This window comes from Candidatus Borrarchaeum sp. (assembly GCF_019058535.1).
Classification (GTDB): Archaea; Asgardarchaeota; Sifarchaeia; order Borrarchaeales; family Borrarchaeaceae; genus Borrarchaeum; species Borrarchaeum weybense.
In genome coordinates, this window is record NZ_JAHPYX010000274.1 from 15,035 (window position 1) to 32,267 (window position 17,233).

The 17,233-nt window shown below is 36.4% G+C and carries 16 protein-coding genes; 12 read left to right on the forward strand and 4 right to left on the reverse strand.

All coding sequences use genetic code 11. The features are described 5' to 3' along the window. The first annotated feature begins 91 nt into the window (after window positions 1–91). From mtrH (QVB70_RS17555) to QVB70_RS17605, 11 genes are all read left to right on the forward strand, one after another. Window positions 92–1,012 carry a tetrahydromethanopterin S-methyltransferase subunit H gene (mtrH, locus tag QVB70_RS17555; RefSeq protein ID WP_287589023.1) on the forward strand — a complete coding sequence of 307 codons (921 nt, stop codon included), beginning with the start codon at window positions 92–94 and terminating at the stop codon, window positions 1,010–1,012. Window positions 1,013–1,121: 109 nt separating this feature from the next. Further along, window positions 1,122–2,039, forward strand: a complete 918-nt coding sequence (gene mtrH / locus QVB70_RS17560) for a tetrahydromethanopterin S-methyltransferase subunit H (protein ID WP_287589025.1) — start codon at window positions 1,122–1,124, stop codon at window positions 2,037–2,039. Window positions 2,040–2,065: 26 nt separating this feature from the next. Continuing rightward, window positions 2,066–3,916, forward strand: a complete 1,851-nt coding sequence (locus QVB70_RS17565; protein WP_287589026.1) for an ASKHA domain-containing protein — start codon at window positions 2,066–2,068, stop codon at window positions 3,914–3,916. Window positions 3,917–4,365: 449 nt separating this feature from the next. Beyond that, window positions 4,366–5,877: an energy-coupling factor transporter ATPase gene (locus QVB70_RS17570; RefSeq protein ID WP_287589028.1), complete on the forward strand. Its 1,512-nt coding sequence runs from the start codon at window positions 4,366–4,368 to the stop codon at window positions 5,875–5,877. Between the two features lie 14 nt (window positions 5,878–5,891). After that, on the forward strand, window positions 5,892–6,722 hold the full coding sequence (locus tag QVB70_RS17575; RefSeq protein WP_287589030.1) for an energy-coupling factor transporter transmembrane component T: 831 nt from the start codon (window positions 5,892–5,894) through the stop codon (window positions 6,720–6,722). A 20-nt stretch (window positions 6,723–6,742) separates the two neighbouring features. Further along, window positions 6,743–7,345 carry a hypothetical protein gene (locus QVB70_RS17580; RefSeq protein WP_287589034.1) on the forward strand — a complete coding sequence of 201 codons (603 nt, stop codon included), beginning with the start codon at window positions 6,743–6,745 and terminating at the stop codon, window positions 7,343–7,345. A gap of 48 nt (window positions 7,346–7,393) precedes the next feature. Next, window positions 7,394–8,503, forward strand: a complete 1,110-nt coding sequence (locus QVB70_RS17585; protein WP_287589036.1) for a histidinol-phosphate transaminase — start codon at window positions 7,394–7,396, stop codon at window positions 8,501–8,503. Window positions 8,504–8,534: 31 nt separating this feature from the next. Next, window positions 8,535–9,191, forward strand: a complete 657-nt coding sequence (locus QVB70_RS17590) for a diphthine--ammonia ligase (protein ID WP_287589038.1) — start codon at window positions 8,535–8,537, stop codon at window positions 9,189–9,191. 17 nt (window positions 9,192–9,208) lie between these two features. Further along, window positions 9,209–10,159: an asparagine synthase-related protein gene (locus QVB70_RS17595; protein ID WP_287589041.1), complete on the forward strand. Its 951-nt coding sequence runs from the start codon at window positions 9,209–9,211 to the stop codon at window positions 10,157–10,159. Window positions 10,160–10,260: 101 nt separating this feature from the next. After that, the gene (gene cobT / locus QVB70_RS17600) at window positions 10,261–11,322 is read left to right on the forward strand and encodes a nicotinate-nucleotide--dimethylbenzimidazole phosphoribosyltransferase (RefSeq protein ID WP_287589043.1); all 1,062 of its coding nucleotides are present in this window, start codon (window positions 10,261–10,263) and stop codon (window positions 11,320–11,322) included. A 32-nt stretch (window positions 11,323–11,354) separates the two neighbouring features. Next, window positions 11,355–12,560, forward strand: coding sequence for an alkaline phosphatase family protein (locus QVB70_RS17605; protein WP_287589045.1), 1,206 nt, complete (start codon window positions 11,355–11,357; stop codon window positions 12,558–12,560). On the opposite strand, the gene QVB70_RS17610 is transcribed toward QVB70_RS17605, so the two are convergent. The 4 genes from QVB70_RS17610 to QVB70_RS17625 are packed head-to-tail and all read right to left on the reverse strand — an operon-like array spanning window position 12,552 to window position 15,856. Then, a complete protein-coding gene (locus tag QVB70_RS17610) occupies window positions 12,552–13,175 on the reverse strand; it encodes an NTP transferase domain-containing protein (RefSeq protein ID WP_287589047.1) in 624 nt (207 codons plus the stop codon). The two genes, QVB70_RS17605 and QVB70_RS17610, sit on opposite strands and share 9 nt — an antisense overlap. Before the next feature lie 15 nt (window positions 13,176–13,190). Further along, on the reverse strand, window positions 13,191–14,156 hold the full coding sequence (gene cobS / locus QVB70_RS17615; RefSeq protein WP_342766588.1) for an adenosylcobinamide-GDP ribazoletransferase: 966 nt from the start codon (window positions 14,154–14,156) through the stop codon (window positions 13,191–13,193). Further along, on the reverse strand, window positions 14,060–14,734 hold the full coding sequence (locus QVB70_RS17620) for an adenosylcobinamide amidohydrolase (RefSeq protein WP_287589049.1): 675 nt from the start codon (window positions 14,732–14,734) through the stop codon (window positions 14,060–14,062). Before QVB70_RS17620 ends, cobS begins: the two co-directional genes overlap by 97 nt. 39 nt (window positions 14,735–14,773) lie before the next feature. Next, window positions 14,774–15,856: a cobalamin biosynthesis protein gene (locus tag QVB70_RS17625; RefSeq protein ID WP_287589051.1), complete on the reverse strand. Its 1,083-nt coding sequence runs from the start codon at window positions 15,854–15,856 to the stop codon at window positions 14,774–14,776. A gap of 335 nt (window positions 15,857–16,191) precedes the next feature. Here QVB70_RS17625 and apgM point away from each other — a divergent pair. Continuing rightward, window positions 16,192–17,233 (forward strand): 2,3-bisphosphoglycerate-independent phosphoglycerate mutase (apgM, locus tag QVB70_RS17630; RefSeq protein ID WP_287589053.1); only part of this gene is annotated, 1,042 nt, incomplete at its 3' end.

Here is a 17,233-nt window from a genome sequence, read left to right on the forward strand (position 1 = left end):
AGTATTCAACTATAAAAATAGAGTAGAGTAATATTTTTCTTTAATAAGCTAACGTGAACTCATATGTAAACGTCAAGGGATAGTGATAAATTTGTTTAAATTTGAGAATGAACAGAAAATTTTTCATATAGGAGACGTTGAGGTGGGTGGACAGCCAGGGGAGTTACCTACCGTATTAATTGGAACAATCTTCTATCACGGCGATAAAATCGTTGAAAACGAAAAAACAGGGGCATTCGACAAGCAGAAAGCAGAAGAATTCATAGAAAAACAATCTGAGTTGTCGGAAAAAACTTGTAATCCTGTAATGCTAGATGTTGTAGGCACAAGTCCTGAAGCTATCTGTAAATATATTGATTTTGTAGCGAATCTCACAGATGCTCCTATATTAGTAGATAGTTCGTTTATGGATGTAAAAATCGAAGGCATCAAACACGCTGCAGAAGTTGGCTTACTCAATAGAATTGTTTATAATTCTATTTGGTACAAGACCTACGAGGAGGAATTAACAGCAATAAAAGAGGTAGGTGTTAAATCCGCGTTACTTTTAACCTTTAATCCATCTAATGCATGGCCTAAAGGTAGACTTGAAATGCTGTATGGAAAAGAATCAAACGATCAGAGCCTATTAAAAATTGCTGAGAAAACAGGGGTCGAAAATACTTTGATAGATGGAGCAACGTTTGACGTGCCAAGTGTTGGACTAGTAGCCGAAGCGGCTACACTAATTAAACAGGAATTTGGCCTACCCGCAGGAGGTGCTCCTTGCAATGCTGTCCTAGAATGGACACGCGTAAAGGAATATGGGAAACTTGCAAAGAAAATTTGTATGGCGTGTTCTGTGACAGTCCTACAAAGGGCAGGTGCCGATTTCATTCTATATGGTCCAATAAAAAATGCAGAGATAATATTTCCTGCAGCTGCAATGACTGATGCAATAATTGCATATGCAATGCGAAAACATAAGGTTAAAACGAGAACTAGAGAACACCCACTTTACAAGATTTTCTAAATCATTTTAAAAGTCAACAAGGTCCTTAGGTTTAAAAACGATGAATTGGGAGATAATATGTCTTTAACTCCCTAATGGAAAGCATTTCTTCTTTCAGGAGTAGAACAGCGTGTTTAAATTTGAGAATGAACAGAAAGTATTTCGTATAGGAAACGTTGAAGTGGGCGGACAGCTAGGAGAACTCCCTACTGTATTAATTGGAACAATCTTCTATCACGGCGATAAAATCGTTGAAAACGAAAAAACAGGGGCATTCGACAAGCAGAAAGCAGAAGAATTCATAGAAAAACAATCTGAGTTGTCGGAAAAAACCGGCAACCCTATAATGATAGATGTTGTAGGTACAAGCCCTGAAGCCATTTGTAAATATATTGATTTTGTAGCGAATCTCACCGATGCTCCTATATTGCTTTATAGTCCCCAGATGGATGTAAAAATTTCGGCCGTCCAACACTCTGCAGAGGTAGGTTTAAGTGATAGAATTGTTTATAATCACATAGCTTATTTTACAAAAGAAGAGGAATTAATGGCTATAAAAGAGGCAGGGGTGGACTCTGCTATAATCTACTCCTTTAATCTCTCGAGTCCCAAGCCAGCAGGAAGAGTTGAAATACTAAATGGGACCTCGCGTCAGGAAGGTCTTTTAACAATTGCAGAGAGATCAGGGGTCAAAAATACGTTAATCGATGGGTCACCTTGCGATATACCAGGTGTTGGCCTAGTGGCTAAAGCAATCCCTTTAATTAAAGAAGAGTTTGGCCTACCGGCTGGAGGATCACCATACAGACAACTTCTGCAATGGACGCGCCTAAAGGAATATGGAATGGATGCAAAGAAAACATGTATGACAGGTTGTGTGACGATTCTTCAAAATGCAGGAGCCAATTTTATCCTATATGGTCCAATAAAAAATGCAGAGATAATATTTCCTGCAGCCGCAATGACTGATGCAATAATTGCATATGCAATGCGAGAAGATCGTATAAAAACTAGAACCAAGAACCATCCTCTTTACAGAATATTCTAAATAATACATAATCGGAGCATATATCTATGAATCAAAGTGAAATAACATTTCAACCTGATGGAAAAAGGGTTACCATCGCCAACGGCGAAACCATATTGGAAGGCGCAATAAAGGGAGGCATAGATATTCAAGCTATTTGTGGAGGAACCGCAATATGTGGTAAATGTAAGATTATAATAAATTCAGAAAAAAATGCTGTCAACCTAATTACCGATGATGAAAAAAGAATTCTCACTCAACTAGAAATTCAAAAAGGATACAGATTGGCGTGTTGCACAGTTCCAAAAGGAAATGTCACTGTAGAAATACCAATAAACAGCAGAACTGGAAAACAACGGCTTCAGATTGAAGGTATTGAAGTTCCTATAGAATTTGATCCGTTTGTTCAGAAAGTAGTGTTGAAGATGACCCCACCAGCTCTTCAGGATCTTAGAGCTGATGCAGAGCGAATTATGGATGAAGTTCATAACATTCTTGGACACAATATTGGAATAGACTTTAACATTCTCAAAAAGATTCCTCACGTTTTAAGAGATGGAGATTGGGTTGTGACCGTAACAATTTGGAATAACCAAAAGATCATTGATATTGAGCGTGGGATGACATTCGAGAAAAATTATGGGGTAGCACTAGATATTGGAACTACTAAGATTGCTGCCTATTTGATCAATCTTTATAATGGAAGTTTGATGGCTGCTGACTCTATTATGAATCCGCAAATCCCTTATGGAGAAGATGTTGTTTCAAGAATCACTTTTGCAACAAAGAACCCAAATTTAATGTCTGATATTATCGTTGAAGGAATAAATCAACTCATAGAGTCACTTTGTGAAAAAGCAGAGGTGAAATTATACGAGGTTTATGAGATCTGTGCGGTCGGAAATACTGCTATGCATCATACATTCTTACGTATCCCTTCTGATTATTTACCGATAGCACCGTATGTTCCAGTGGTGAAAAATTCGCTGGATATTCCCACAGAAAAGTTGAAACTTGATATATATTCTTATGGAAATGTTCACCTTCTTCCTATAATAGCGGGCTTTGTGGGAGGAGATAAAGTCGCTGAAATATTAGCTACAGAAATATACAAATCTGATGAAATATGTTTGACCTTAGATATTGGTACGAATACAGAAATCGCTCTTGGAAATAAAGATGATATACTTGTGTGTTCTTGTGCATCAGGGCCCGCCTTTGAAGGTGCGTATATCAAGCATGGAATACGTGCATCGACTGGGGCAATTGAACGCTTAAAAATCGATCCTGTAACTTTTGAAGTCACCTATAAAACAATAGATGATGCGAAACCTAGAGGTATCTGTGGTTCAGCAATAATTGACGCCCTTTCGGAAATGTTTAAGGCGGGAATTATAAATCACAGAGGGCGTATAAACGTTTCTCTTCCCACTCCAAGGATTGTCGACAAAAAAGGAGAGTCTAAATTTATACTCTTGCGGAAAGATGAAACAGTTCTTGAAGAAAACCTCGCTATTTCTCAAGAAGATATAAAACAATTGCAACTAGCTAAAGCAGCAATGCATGCCGGAGCCGCACTTTTATTAAAAAATAAAGGAATTAAAATTGATGATGTTGCGCATGTTTTTATTGCTGGCGCTTTTGGGTGCTATGTAGATCCAGAGGCAGCCATCACTATCGGGATGATTCCTAACTTTCCTATAGAAATAATTAAATCGGTAGGGAACGCTGCGGGAACCGGTGCAAGGATGGCACTTCTATCCAAAGAATCTAGGAAAATGTCAGAGGAGATTGGCCGAAAAGTTCGTTATTTGGAACTTGTGCTTGATCCAGATTTTACAAGAGAGTATGCTAAATCTATGTATATCCCTCACAAAGATAGGATCTCTAGAAAATGAAGTATTTTTTAACCTATCGAGGGGTAAACACTGTATATTGGCACGAAACCGTTTTGAAATTGAAAAATAATGAAAAAAAGGGGATTTCTAGGAAAGATTCCTATCAATAGACCGTTTTACGCGGCGAAATCCTCTTTAATGGAACCAGATCGAATTGTACCTACAAAATTGGAGTAAAATCTGTAATAAATTCAATGGTTTATTTTTCGACATAAATCATCTAATGGATACGTGCGCGGACAATCGAAAACTATATATATCTAGGGTAGGATAACCTACCCTAGGTAGGTATCTTTTACAATTTCATGCTTACAAATTCTATCTCTCCTTTTGATCCTTTAAAGTGCCTACCTCTTTACTTACGTAAAGTACCATCTATTGGTTGGAGTGTATGACATCTGTCTATATGGAGATGAAGAACTACCTTAAAGGAGATTGATGTTACTAAAATGAATCCGCTTATTCATGTTGAGAATTTTTCTTATTGTTATTCGAACACAGAGAAACCTGCCTTGAAGGATTTCAATCTGAAAGTCAATAAAGGTGAGCGTTTACTAATTGTTGGACCCAGCGGATGCGGCAAGTCAACATTAGTATTATGTATAAGCGGATTAATACCGCACTCTTATTCCGAAGGAAAAATTAAAGGCAATATAACTGTTGGACGTGAAAATCTCCAAAGAACACCTCCCTATCACTTAAAAAATAAAGTTGGTGTTGTGCTCCAAAATCCATCGGCCCAACTATTTTCTCTAAAGGTTAAAGATGAAGTAGCGTTTGGTCCACAGAATTTAGGATTGCCTCCTGAGGAAATACAAGAAAGGGTTTATTTTGCACTTGAAGCAGTAGAAATGGAGAAATTTGCCGAAAAACCATTGACAGAACTATCAATGGGACAGCAACAGAGAGTCTGTATTGCGTCTATGCTTGCTTTTCGTCCAGCTATAATGGTTTTTGATGAGCCCACTTCAAATATTGACCTTAAAACAGGTAGAAAAATACTAGCATTAATCGATCAAATCAGCGAAAATCAAAATATCACTGTTATAATTGCAGAGCATAGGACAAAAGAAGTTAGTAAAATTACCGATCGGGTTATCGTTCTAAATCGTGGAGAAATAGTTGCAGATGATCCTCAAATATTAACAGACACAAAATTTTGTAACACTTATGGAATACAGCCTTTGAATACGACCATATACCCCTCACTACAATCCAATATTACTAATGGATCTAAAATCTTGCAAGTAGAAAATCTTTCATTCTCCTATAATAATTACTCCGTTTTAACTGACATTTCTTTTTCAATCTTTGAAAGAGAATCCCTGGGAATAATGGGTGAGAATGGTTCTGGAAAAACGACTCTTGCACTTATCTTAGCAGGCGTTCTTAAGCCAAAACAAGGCTCTATAATGATTGATGGAAAGCTGATCGGGAGTTATAAACGTAAACAAGCAATAAGGAAAATCGGTGTGCTCTTTCAAAACCCAGACGATAATATTCTGACGACCAAGGTTTCAAATGAAATTTTATACGCGCCTTGGATTCAAAGATTGAGTGAGGATGAGAAAAACAAGCTTTTAAACGAAACCCTCGATTTATTGAATCTTAAGGGTTACGATAACAAAGGTACTTTTAAAATAAGTTATGGGGAAAGAGAAAGGGTTGCAATTGCTTCGTTATTAGTATCACAACCGAATATTTTGATTTTCGATGAGCCTACAACTGGACAAGACTATAAGCATAAGCAAGATTTCATCAAATTGGCTCAAGAATTGAATGAAACACACACATTAATTACAATCTCACATGATTTGGAATTTCTCAGTGCAATATCAAATAGAGTACTTTTATTAGAAAATGGGAAAATAATGGAAACTCACATTAACCAAAACATGGCACAAAATAATTCTAGGCAATTTCCGACAGAAAATGTGCAACTACCAATAATGGAAAACTGAGAAGGGCGAGATAAGTGCAGAATAGTATAAATTTTAGTTCATCAAGCTTGGATCCTAGAGTTAAGTTGATAACTTCGATGTCTTTCTTGATGCTAATAAGTACAATTCACGATGCACTTATTCTATTTCTTTCATTTATCGCCGTTCTTTGCGCTTGGTTACTTGCAAAGTTACCTATTAAGACCGTTAGTTACTTTTTTAAAAGTATAGCGTTACTTTTTGCTTTTATGTTTGTTTCTTCAACAGTATTTTCAAGAATTGCGCCTAAAGAACGTTTAACGTACATAGAAGTAATTCCCGCAGTGATTCCGATAATAGGTGGTTCTGGAATCTACACCGAGATTCTTCTTGCTTCAATTACATTTTCATTCAGAACATTATCATTAGTCTCAATGGCATTATTGGTTTCCCTTACCACAGAACCCAGTAGAATGGTGAGTGCACTTAGAAAACTACGTTGTCCTTATGAGCTAACAATCATGGTAATCATTACGATTCGTTTCATTCCACTCGCAATTGAACAATGGAAGAAGTTAACAGCAGTTGCAAATGTTCGGGGAATTGAAACAAGTGGTATAATAGGGCGTATTAAATCAATCAAAAGATTGTTTACGCCTTTAATTATTCATTCGATACGTAGAAGTATGCAATTAGCGTATTCTCTAGATGCACGAGGCTTTCGAGCTACAAAAAATCCAACTACGATGGAGACCCTTCAATTAGGAAGTAGAGATTATCTCATGTTGGTTTTTTCAGTCCTTCTGGTTGCTTTATCTATTATTGTCTTGATTGAAGTCTTTTCTATTCAGAATATTAGCGTAGAGTTAATGCAAATAGTAGTATGAAAAACTAAGGAGGTGAAACAGTGACAATGGAAACTGAGCAAGAAAAAGGGTTTTTCAAACGGTTTGCTACATTTGATTTAGTTGTTATTGCAATTTTTGTTGGCGTCTGGTATGGTGTGCAACAAATTTGGTTTATTGGGCTCGCTGCTATACCGGCCCCGCTTAGCTGGGTAGTATCCGTTATAGTTTATGAACTCTTAGCGATGACTCTTGTACTGCTCGCAGCTACAATAATAAGAAAGGGAGGAACAGTTTTTCTTATCTTCTTTCTCCATGGGCTTCTTGAAGTAGTTTTATTTCCAAATATTTTTTCAGTAATCGGTCTAGCATCTGATATTTTACCTGGAGCATTAATAGAGGCTTTCTTCTATATCACTGGTGGATATCCTAATAATTCTCTAAAAGCAGGCATCGGAGCATGCTTAAGAGCAATTGTGTTCTATCCGTTCCAGCTGGGTTTGCTAACAATTACGTATCCTGAGTATGTCGCATTTGTAGAATTCTTCTTTGGTGTACCCTACGGCGTGTTTATTGTTTTGAATGTAATTGTTGGTGTAATTTTTGGATTTGTTGCAGGTATAATTGGATATAGGATCGGACTTAAAGTGAAAGAGGCAATATGATGATATTATTGCCCTTTCTTTTTATCTATATTTATTAAGGGTGAAATAATGCGACCGCGTAAATCTATAATAGAATTGAAGGCAAGCACTCATGGGGGCAAGTTTTGGCACTATAAGAAAAACCCCAATGTACAAGCAATAGAATTAATAGATTTCAGTGCTAGTATAAACCCTATTGGACCCCCAGAATCCGTTATAGAAGTGATAAGACGAAATTTGCATAATCTTTCTCATTATCCAGATTCTCATTCGACAGAATTTAAAAAGGAACTTACCAAGATTTACAATCTACATGAGGAAAATCTAATAGTTGGGAATGGCTCGAATGAACTGATAAGATTATTTGCAGAGACTTTTTTTGAAGAGGGCGACGAAGTAATTATTCCCATTCCGACTTTTGACGAATATACGGTTGCGACAGAATTCATGGGCGCACTTCCTATATTTGTAGAATTGAAATCTCCTGATTTTATTGTTAATTCAAGTGATATAATTGCAAAAATAACCGATAAAACCAAAGCGATTTTTCTATGCAATCCAAACAATCCTACTTCAAAATTGATGCCGCCAGATGAACTTCAAAGCATTGTCGAAGACGCTAATGAAAAACAGGTTCTCGTTTTTCTCGATGAAGTTTTCATAGACAGCACAGAAAAAGGTGTAAGTTATGCCATCAGAGTTACACAACATACAAATGTCTTTGTAATTCACTCGCTCACCAAAATATTTGCTATACCAGGACTTAGAGTCGGGTATGGAATAGGATCTAAGGAATTAATCTCATATATGAGCCGCGCCAAACTTGAATGGAACGTAAACTATTTAGCACAAGTAGCAGCAATTGCGGCTTTAAAGGATATATCTTATCTAGAAAAATCTAAGGAACTCTTCTATAAACAAAAAAGATTTCTTATGGAGAACTTAGCAAAAATAAGAGGGCTTAAGACGGAATTACCAGATGCAAATTATTTTTTTGTTGATGTTAGTGGAACTGGTTTAACAGGAACTCGTCTTGAACAGGAACTAAGGGAACTCGGCATTTTAGTAAGAAATTGCTCGTCATTTAAGCCCCTGGGTGATAATCATATTCGAATTGGAATAAGAACTGAAAAAGAGAATAAACGCCTCTTAGGTGCGCTTAATCAAATTATTCAATAGAGTAAATTCATAATAAAGAAGGTGAAATCCGTTGAGAGTTTTTGTTTCTTGGAGCGGTGGTAAAGAAAGTAGCTTGGCGTTATTTAGAGCTCTGAAAACCGGTTTACATGTTGAATTCCTATTTAACATGCTTGACGAAGACGGTTTACGGTCTAGAGGTCATGGTTTAAGAAAAGAAATTATTGATGCACAAGCTAAAGCAATTGGAATTCCAATAGTTTATGGGAGGGCTTCTTGGGAAGATTATGAACGAGAATTTAAGAGAAGAATTAAGGAACTGAGGAATAGAGGCATCGAAAGCGGAGTATTTGGAGACATAGATTTTCAGGAAAACAGAGATTGGGTCGAGAAGGTTTGTGAAGAAGCTGAACTCGATGTTTTTGAACCGTTATGGAAGCAAAAATACGAAAATCTACTAATGGAATTCATAAATAATGGTTTTGAAGCCAAAATTATCAGCGTTAAATCTGATCTTATACATGACGACTGGATAGGACATCCCCTTAACTGGGAATTTATAGATTACCTCAGAAGTCGAGAAATCGATTTGTGTGGCGAAAATGGTGAATATCACACCCTTGTAACTAATGGTCCATTCTTCCAGCGGCGTATAGAAATAGTAGCGAGCAAAAAAGTTGTGAAAGACGACCGATTGCTTCTTGAGATAGAGGATTTTAACGTAATCTAGTAGGGGGTAAAAAACACTTGCAAGAACATAGTATAAAGAAGTATACAGACGAAATTTTAAGAGTTTTTAATGAAGTCATTCAAGATTATTATGCCGATGCTTTCCTGCTTTCAGGTGGTCTTGATACTTCAATTGTAGCAGCTTTAGTTAGCCGATATTTTAAGCCGATTACTCTTTCAGTTGGTTTTTCTGATAGCGACGCACCTGATCTCTATTATGCAAAAATAGTTGCTGACCGGTTTTCATTTCAAAACTTTGTTAAACTTTTTACCCTTGAGGAAGCTGCTGAGGCTGCAGAATATGTAATTAAAACGCTTAGAACATTCGATCCAATGGAAATTAGAAATGACATAACAATCTATATCGGTTTGAAATATCTAAAAGAGTTTGGTGTTAAATCAGTCCTCACCGGTGATGGAGGCGATGAACTCTTCGCAGGCTATTCTTTCATGTTTGAACTAGAACCCTGCGATGTAGATAAATGGATAACTGAGGGTGTAGAACGTTGGTCTTTTTCTGCTAAGCCTATAGGTGAAAGTTTAGGATTAAGGGTATTCCAGCCTATTCTTGACGAAAGAATAATAGATTTAGCACTTAAGATTCCTGCTGAGCTCAAAATAGCAGAACGTAAAGGAATAACTCATGGAAAATACATACTAAGAAAAGCGTTTGAAGAGATTTTATCTCCAGATGTTGTATGGAGGCCCAAGTATCCGATAGAAGCAGGAAGCGGAAGTACAAATCTAAGTACAATATTTTGTATTGAGACGGAAGAATTCAATGATTTGTCCAAGATTGTTCCTTTAGATAGTCAAGAACAAGCTTATTATTTCAAGATATATCGTGAGACGGTTGGGGAGATACCTCCTCCTAATGATAACGAAAAAATATGCCCAAGATGTGGTGGAGGAGTTGCAATGAATAAGAATTATTGCAAAATATGTGGTCTCTATCCTGTAAAAAACTAAGGAAGGTTTCAATTGATTATAGATTCACATGAGCATCCTTTGGTCCTAGTAAAGGCTATAGAATTGTTGGAGTTGTCAAAAAGATTTAATGAGGGTTTAAGATGGACGTATTGAAGAAAACATTAAATCAAATCTCACCAATTAAGAATGAATTAAAAGCAAAAACGCAAAAACGTCTAGATGCTCTTACAAAACCGCTTGGCTCTCTTGGAATGCTAGAAGAAATCACTAAAGATGTATTGACGATAACTGAAAATGAGGAATATAAGATAAAGAAGAAAGTAATTTTTGTACTAGCAGGAGATCACGGAGTAGTCAAAGAAAGCGTTACGGGGTATCCTCAAGAGGTTACACCACAAATGGTATACAATTTCGTGAGAGGTGGAGCTGCCATTAACGTATTGGCAAGGCATGTTGATGCTAAAGTCGTAGTAGTAGATATGGGGGTTGCAGCCGATCTTAATGAAGCTTCTGGCAAAATTATCAATAAGAAAATCAATTATGGCACAAAAAATTTTGCTGAAGACCATGCTATGTCTAAAGATGAGGCAATTAGATCTATTGAAGCGGGAATTGAGGTATTTGAGCAAGAGGCTAAGAATGGTATTGATATAGTTGGTTGTGGAGATATGGGCATTGGCAATACAACTACAAGTTCTGCAATAGTAGCTGCCCTTACAGGAGCACCCGTTGAACAAGTAACAGGTCGGGGAACTGGTATTGACGATGAAATGCTAGCTCACAAAATCGATGTAATAAAAAAAGCCTTGGCGAAGCATATTCCTGATATTACTGATCCTATTGATGTATTATCGAAAGTTGGAGGTTTTGAAATTGGCGGCATTACTGGTGTGGTTTTAGCAGCAGCAGCACATAAGATACCTATTTTACTAGACGGATTTATTTCTAGTGCTGGGGCTCTAGTAGCATATAAATTACAGCCAAATGTAAAAGATTATTTCATTGCCTCCCATTTATCGGTAGAGCGTGGCCATCAAATCATTCTAGAAACGTTTAATAAAAGGCCGCTTTTAAATCTTGATCTCAGACTAGGTGAAGGAACAGGTGCCGCATTAGCCATGCCATTAGTCGAAGCAAGCATAAAAATTCTCAACGAGATGGCTACTTTTGCCGATGCAGGTGTTAGTGAAAGAACTAGCTAGATATTATATTATAGGCGTTTGGAATGGATCTCATGAACCAAAATAAGGTCTTTATCATATTAATTGATAGTTTGACTCATAATGATCTTCAAAAATGTCCGCAGTTATCCAATCTGAAAAATAACGCGATGCATTTTCCAAATGCACAGACAATCTTTCCATCGCTTACATTTTCGTCAATTTCAAGTATGCTCACAGGCTTGCCGCCAAATAAACATGGTATAATCGGTAATTTCTATGATAGAACTCAAAAAAAGAAGATGCTTTTTCAGGACGTAAGAAATTGGAATCCAAATGCGATAGCGACAGAAACTATCTTTGAAATAGCTAGTAAAAATGGTTTAAGAACGATGATGATCACTGGTTTTGCCGTAGGAAGAATCTGTGGCAGAGGTGCAGACATAATCCTAGAACCTACTTATATCAAGTATGAGGATATTGCCTCATTTCCATTTGAAGTACCTTTATCGAAGGTACCCTATTGGATAAGAGAACAGATAGACGATTCCTATTCTTTTCATGTTGACGATGTTAATGATCCTCTCGGGCAAAAATATGTCGACAATCCAGACATCTGGGTTATGCAATTAGCAAAACAAGCGATTAAAAATGATGCTAGTGATTTATTATTATTTCACTTTCCTTATCTAGACTTTTTAAAGCACTATTATGGTAAGGATTCAGCAGAAGTTAATAATCATCTTCCATTATTGGAAAAAATTATAGAAGAACTCCTTTCATACATTATGAATAAGTACGACTCTCCAGTTATTTTTATAATGAGCGACCATGGGTCAACAGAAGTTACGGAGAGAATAACACTTCCGATTGAGGATAACTCTGCAATTATAATTAGAAATGGGGGACTCTCTTATTTGTATTCTGAATCAAATTCACTCATCAATGAGATTCAACACAAAATTCTGTCTTCTTTTGGATCTAAAGTTGAATTTGTTGCACGCCCTCACGAACTGAGTCCATACTATGTTGTTACTAAAGACATCGGCGATCTTACTGTATGTTTTAAGGGAGGAGTTACAGATTCTCACTATGCAAAAGCAATTCATGGATCCCTTTCGTCTTCTGATATGGGAATTTTCTTATCGCTTATTGGGAGTAATTTATCTAAAGGATTCCATGAAAACGGAAACATCCTGAATATAGCCCCTACCATAGCAGAGATTCTTAACATCTCATTTTCTAACAAAACAAAGGAGCGTAAAGACTCATTACTTTAATTTTCGTAGTTGCTGGAAAAGACTTTTTGCAATAGATAAGTCATTCAAGGTGTTCACATTGCATGCTAATCTAACGTCTTCGACAATCATGATTTCTTGATCTATTTCCTTCTTATCAATATGACTTCCATCATTTATATTTACACCTACTGGTATTACTTGTTTTTCATCAATGGTAAATATTATCGAAGGCGTTAAATCATGTTTTATAAAAACTTCAAGTGGAACCATAATCGCCAAGCTCGGGATTTCCAAAGTCGCATAATAATCAACTATTATATCAATTAACTCTCCTGTTAGAAGAGGTAAATCTCCAGCGACTACCAAGACATGATCCTTAATCTGTTCAGTAAGGATTGCATGTTTCATATCTTCATGGAATCCCTTTCCTGGAGTATCTATGATCTTAACATCAAGTTGATGTAAATATTTTCTCGTTTGTGGTGATGCATAACTAGTTGCTACGATTATTTCCTTAACATTTTTAGCAGCGTGGATCGCATCGATAACCCAATAGATTATTGGCTTGCCATTCAATAGAATTAATGTTTTTTCTTCTTTAGATTTCATTCTAGTACCTTTGCCCCCTCCCATTATCAACGCAGTTACCTTCATTCTACTCACTTTTGGCTAGATCGGTATCCTAAAGCCCAATGCACACGGACAAACCATTTCGGTGATTGCTATTATGCATAACAAAGTTACTACGCGTGAAATGTCATTTGTTGCACCCATTACATCCCCTGTAATCCCATTGAATCGTTTAACTGATATAGAGTTGATTAAAAGTGCTACTAGTATTCCAGTAAACAAACCAATTATTCCAATCCACTGAAAAGGAACTAGAAACAGTAGCGAAAGAATTATACTTATTGCGAATTTGCCTTTGTTTTTCATTCTTTTAATGACTGTTAAAGCCATACTTTCCTTTTTTGCGGGTTTTCCTGCTGCTGCTATCATAACCATAGACAATTTTGCTGAAACTTCAGCTATAATTAAGGCTTGTATAATCATAGGTATACCAAGAAAGAATTCTAGGAACGTATTAACACGAAATGATCCGGGAATAATAAGTGCGGAAAATGGACTGGAGAGTCTAATTATCTCAGAAATAGACAGAAATGTAGTCATTAGTATTATTAAACCTAATCCTATCCCACCTACACCAATTCTTAGGTCTGTCATAACTTCTAGTCGTCTTTCCGGATCTCCATGTGCCATTAAACCATCGCCAAAATCAAATAGCCCGTCTGTATGATGTAATCCAGTTATCAGGAAAAGAAATCCCAAAATTAGTATTCCAGTAAGTAAAGGAGGAAAAATTAAAGATAGAATATAAGCTAAGAGACCTGCGAGACAGCCTATTATAAAGCCGACAAATGGTGCAATGTAGAAGCCATCTGCTATTTCTTCAAAGGATTCAGGACCTTTAACAGGCAAAGTTGTAAGAAATGAAAATAGATACTTAATTTTCTTAAATGCCAGCTTTTTCGCCTCCGCTATACAATTCCCTCTTGTTTCTCTAGAGCGATCTTTAAAGCCTTTATAACGACTCTGGCACTTAAATAACCCACTTTGGTTGCAGTACCAGCATATTCATAAGTTCCGCCTTGTCCTGTACATGCAACAACTACTGCATCACTCGTTGTACCTGTCGCAAAATGTTTCGAATAGGGACTTCTTATATCTAAATCATGCAATACTAAGGTTTTTGCCTCAGTTATTGTTTTAATTGCATCTACTAATGCAGAATTCGTCAAATCAGCATCAATCAACACAATAATATTTATCGTACCGAAATCTTGTATAGGAATATAATCTCCAGCAGCGGCAGGATTAGAAAGCCCCGCTGTTATTATTGCACATGTTGATATGTTATTACGCATTTCGTTTTTAATTGAAACATTTTTAATATTGACACCAGTCATCAGCCCAATTACTGGTGGTTTAAGATCAAATGCCTCAGAAACACGTTTTAAGTCCTTTTTTGGATCATCATGTGAATAATCTAAAGGAACTTGATAGTTCAATATGCTTCGACTTTCAATGAGTCCCCCATTTAGAACTGCTGAACTTAAAGTTTTCAATGGAATATCTGAGTTAATTATAATGGCATTTTCGTTAATCTCAGCAGTTATTCCATCAATTTTGATCTCTTCTATATCTGGTGTCATTTTTATCACAAATATAGCTTTTTGATATTATAAAGGTCATTAAATATAAACCATTAAAATCGATGCTATTGATACAGCAATAAATCTAAGCAATGGACGGCTGACAAATGGACTAAAAAGGATGAGTGGAAAGCATATAAACAATATAAAGAGTAATATCGTAAATTTCAATATTTTAGTGGTTCGAAAAATATGGCTTGTGTTCACAACCTCAATAGCATCCCCAAGCAAATAATTTCCCGGCTTTTCAAGTTGAACATTAAGCGCACCGGCAGCAGCAGCCATCACCCATCCAGAATTAATGCTACTTGTTGTAGATCCATCTCTCCACATTATTTTCCATGAGTTTTTATAATTTTCTCTAAGAAGAGCAGAGGCAATAACGATTAATAATGCGGAAAGACGAGCAGGAATGAAATTCGCAACATCATCTAATCTTGCTGAAACCATACCTATATTGATATGTTCGGAATCTTTGTAACCAACCATCGAGTCCAAAGTGCTTACTGCTCGAAATACTAACGCACCAATTATTCCAGTTACAATTCCAAATACTCCAAAAATAATAAAATAAAAAATTGGTGAGATCAAAGAATCAGGTATCCCTTCTGCAGTCGTTTCAACTGCTGCTGATGCAACTAGCCTGCTATCTAAGATTGACGTATCCCTTCCAACCACACGTGATACAAGGTTTCTGGCGTCCTCAATATCATTTCTTTCGAGTGCGTTTGCAATTGGAGATATTAAACTGATAAAAAACTTCATTGAGAAGGTTGTTTTTAGAAGGTATGCCGCGAATAAAATCGAGGCCAATATTCCAAGAAATATACGAACAATCATTAACAATGAAAGTAAGGGAATTACAAAGATTATAATTGTGCTTACTGCTAGTATTAAACCATTGAATTTCTCTATGCGTGGATTTTGATGCTTCAAAGCATTCTTTAACTTCCTAATCACTTTTCCTATCAATACTACTGGATGTATGGATTCTGGTGGTTCTCCTACCGTTAAATCTATTAAAAAGGCTAAGAAAATTGTTATGAGCATTTGCAGTCTCTGATCTGCTCTTAAAACATTTTCAAAAAATAAAAATAAAGACAAGATGTTAATGTTCTGCATTCATCGTACCTCTTAATCAATCGAACAGTAGCATTTCAAATCTTGACGTCGTATTTAATCGCATAGGGTTTCAGAATCGACATTGTAAACGTTATGGCAAGTTTCTGGCATGTCGTTCTTTTTATGCGATTACAGAGAATATATCATATTTATATATTTGAAGTAGGATATATTAACCTAGGTCTCTAATATTCATTCTATCTCTCCTTGTATTTAGATCCAGAGCAGAATCCAACGTCATTGACAAATGGAAATAGCCTCCTTTAATGATTGGATACAGTATAAGCTCTAAGGCTTTACAGAAAAGATTTAAGGGATTTTGGAAGCGCATAGACATGAAGAAATTTCTTTTTATTGTTGGAGATGGAATGGCGGATAGAACATCGGAAATACGAAGTTTTACTCCGTTAGAATGGGCGAATACTCCAAATATGGATTACATAGCAGCGGAAGGAATCAACGGTCTTTTAAATGCAATAGCGCCTGGAATAGCCCCAGGGAGCGCAGAAGCACATCTTTCTATGCTCGGATATGACTATACCAAAATTAAAAATGGAAGAGGTTTTTTTGAAGCTTTAGGTGCAGGTCTGATCCCCATGATTGGTGATATCGTATTTAGATGCAATTTTGCAACGATAAACAAAGAGTATGATATTATTGATGCACGTGCAGGAAGAATTAGAGAAAGAGTTAGAGTACTAGCAGATTTGATCAAAAGAGAATTGAATGAAATTGATGGTGTTGAATTATTATTTCAAGAAAGTCTAGACTTTAGAGGTTCTTTAATTTTAAGAGGCAAAAACTGTTCCTCAGAAGTTATTTGCCCAAAGATCATGCAAGAGGGTGAAAAAGCTATAATTAAACCTGTAAAGGATTCAAAGAGTGCCATAAGGACTACAAAGATCTTAAATGAGTTCATAGAAACATCGTATGAACTACTTCGTGATCACTCAATAAATGTAACTCGTAAAACACAAAATAAATTTCCCGCAAATGTGGTGATTCCCTGGAAGGGAGGATATGTTTCAGATTTAAGAGCCCCTCCTAATAACTGGAACTTGAAAGGAGCGTGTGTAGGCGCAGTTAGTTTAATTAAAGGCCTTTGCAAATTTATCAACATGACAGTTGTTGATGTGCCAGAAGCTACTGGATACATAGATACAAATGTTTATGCCAAGGCTAGTGCTGCTTTAAATCTTCTAGAAGATCACGATTTGGTTTTGCTTCATATAGAGGGACCCGATGAAGCAGGTCACGATGGAGATTTCGAAGGGAAGGTGGAAATAATTGAAAAAATAGATTGTATGGTGGGATTGCTTCTTGATCAAATTGCCTGGGAAGAACTTTATATCATTCTCGTGTCAGATCACGCTACCC

What these genes read in the sequence shown, in the direction of transcription:
- QVB70_RS17625 (WP_287589051.1), bottom strand. Translation starts at nt 15,856, where the DNA reads ATGCAGAACATTAACATCTTGTCTTTATTTTTATTTTTTGAAAATGTT.
- QVB70_RS17570 (WP_287589028.1), top strand. Translation starts at nt 4,366, where the DNA reads ATGAATCCGCTTATTCATGTTGAGAATTTTTCTTATTGTTATTCGAAC.
- QVB70_RS17565 (WP_287589026.1), top strand. Translation starts at nt 2,066, where the DNA reads ATGAATCAAAGTGAAATAACATTTCAACCTGATGGAAAAAGGGTTACC.
- cobT (WP_287589043.1), top strand. Translation starts at nt 10,261, where the DNA reads ATGGACGTATTGAAGAAAACATTAAATCAAATCTCACCAATTAAGAAT.
- QVB70_RS17610 (WP_287589047.1), bottom strand. Translation starts at nt 13,175, where the DNA reads ATGAAGGTAACTGCGTTGATAATGGGAGGGGGCAAAGGTACTAGAATG.
- QVB70_RS17620 (WP_287589049.1), bottom strand. Translation starts at nt 14,734, where the DNA reads ATGACACCAGATATAGAAGAGATCAAAATTGATGGAATAACTGCTGAG.
- QVB70_RS17605 (WP_287589045.1), top strand. Translation starts at nt 11,355, where the DNA reads ATGAACCAAAATAAGGTCTTTATCATATTAATTGATAGTTTGACTCAT.
- QVB70_RS17585 (WP_287589036.1), top strand. Translation starts at nt 7,394, where the DNA reads ATGCGACCGCGTAAATCTATAATAGAATTGAAGGCAAGCACTCATGGG.